General features: G+C 44.6%; 3 protein-coding genes. 2 read left to right on the top strand and 1 reads right to left on the bottom strand.

What is annotated here, in order from left to right; translation table 11 throughout:
* Positions 1 to 834: hypothetical protein (locus tag ACO6V1_RS23675; protein ID WP_422469015.1), on the bottom strand; the 834-nt coding region annotated here is incomplete at its 3' end.
* Positions 835 to 1,085: 251 nt separating this feature from the next.
* On the opposite strand from ACO6V1_RS23675, the gene ACO6V1_RS23670 reads away from it, so the two are divergent.
* Entirely contained in the window at positions 1,086 to 1,265 is a 180-nt protein-coding gene (locus tag ACO6V1_RS23670) for a hypothetical protein (RefSeq protein ID WP_422449792.1), read from the top strand.
* Between the two features lie 81 nt (positions 1,266 to 1,346).
* Positions 1,347 to 1,886 (top strand): phosphatidylserine decarboxylase, encoded by a 540-nt coding sequence (locus tag ACO6V1_RS23665; RefSeq protein WP_422469013.1) that lies wholly within the window; start codon positions 1,347 to 1,349, stop codon positions 1,884 to 1,886.
* Positions 1,887 to 1,966: the final 80 nt, after the last annotated feature.

Raw genomic sequence — 1,966 nt, 5'->3', positions numbered from 1 at the left:
CATAACCATAATATTACTTACTTCAGTAGCTTGAATTTCCTCTATCCGAATGTATCTTGGGTCGATTAACGGTTCAGGATAATCAAAACTCCTACCTGCCTCGGCAGGCAGCCATTGTTGAAGATATTCATTGAAATATTCAAACACGTCGACCCCGTGCTTAAATACATTGGTACGGCGAAAATCATTCTCGGCATATTTCATAAGATGAACAATTACCTTGTGATTAGCGATGTAATAAAAACGGTTAAAACCCAGGTTATCTATTTGATTGAGCATAGATTTACCAGTGGTGAGATGGAGAGCGTTTTTCACGTCGTCAATAGAGAGGCCATCGTCATACATACGTTGTTTTGCTGACTCAGTTAAACGGACCGCTTTACAGCATTGGTCGACATAAAATACCGGTAAGGTTTTACATGCCTTTAACTCTTCATAGGACTTGAGCCGGATTTGATCGGCCAACTCCTTTGGTGATAACAATAAAGAGTGAAGGCTGGCCATTTTCCGGGCTGGGATTTTCGACGGTTGTCCTGACTCAACGGGAGATGACATTGTGGATTGAACAGAAGCTGTCGTGTGTTTAACGAGTAACTGATCAATTTTGCCAGGCAAAAAGTCAGTTTCTGCCATTTTTTTAGTGATTTTAATGAGCGGTAGAGGATCGCATGTGGAATCTGTCGGCCTTTTTTGAGTAGTTACTTCAACGTCTCTCCCTGAGAAGCATGAAGGGCTTGAGATATTTTCTGAACCTTTTACCTCCGCAGAATTATTATCTGAAGCAGGGGCCTGATGACTCTCTGTCAGAGAGGATGTGCTTGCTCGAATATCCACAACATTTCCACCCAATACGTTGTTTGACTGTTAGTAAGTTCTGGACCAAAAAGCGCAACCAATTGTAAATATGTGAAATTTATCCTGACAAAAAATTAAAACACCTCTGCTTTTTGACAGCCAGAAAATATCAGGAAATGCTAAGAGCAGATGGCTTCAAATGCATCAAATATCATAGTGTAGTATGGAGCTCCATTACTTTCCAAATGAAATCTGGTAATTGAAATAATTTTAAAATCCTGAATTCAGGTATGGATAGAGGCGGTGCTGGTATAAGTTGGAAACACACGATATCCGGTAATGATTATAAACAACCGGACGATCATGTCGGTGCTTCAGGGAGTGGGCGATACAGGCATGGCACAGTCAGGCAGGCGAACGAAATCTGGGGTCAGGTCTTTCTTTTGAAAAACCAATGTCGTTTATCATAACTACTGATGTACAAACAAAGACCCGCCCCCACACTTCTTACTTTAATGCACAAAAGAAAGACCTGACACCAATTCTGTTTTGTGGAATGCCAGATTCCATGGTTCAAAAATGGCCTGATTCGCTGGGCTATCGATCACTACCACGTCAATATGAGTGAAGCGAAACGGGAAGGCGCTGAAGAGTACCGCCACTTTAACGATTTCTTTACCCGGTCATTAAAGGAGGGAGCCCGTCCTTTACCCGAAGACCCGGAGATGATTGTCAGCCCGGCCGATGGTGTCATCAGTCAGATAGGGGATATCAAGAACGGCAGAATATTTCAGGCCAAAGGCCATGACTACAGTCTGGTCGAACTGCTCGGTGGTGATCTGGAGCTTGGGCAGGAATTTATGGGGGGAAAGTTTGCCACCATTTACCTCTCCCCGAAAGACTACCATGGTGAGGCGAGCCAGTCGGTTGAATTAAGCCGTGGTGATGAACTGGGCCGCTTCAAACTGGGGTCCACTGCGATTGTGCTCTTTGGCAAAGACCAGATTGAGTGGCTGGAAAACTGGCAACCCGGCCTGTCGATCAAGATGGGGGTGGCATTGGCCCGGGTCGATGCTCCTGACATCAAATAGTGCCTTCCTTATAGTGGGGATTTTTATCACATAGAGCCTGGTATTCAGAACCTCCGGGAGCGTAACGAATCCGTGTCAGG

The sequence above is a fragment of the Endozoicomonas sp. ALC013 genome, assembly GCF_049310205.1.
In the GTDB taxonomy this organism is placed as follows: Bacteria; Pseudomonadota; Gammaproteobacteria; order Pseudomonadales; family Endozoicomonadaceae; genus Endozoicomonas.
This window is presented reverse-complemented; position numbering and strand designations above follow the sequence as displayed.

Coding starts and splice junctions, on each gene's coding strand:
- ACO6V1_RS23670 (WP_422449792.1), top strand. CDS start 1,086: ATGGATAGAGGCGGTGCTGGTATAAGTTGGAAACACACGATATCCGGT.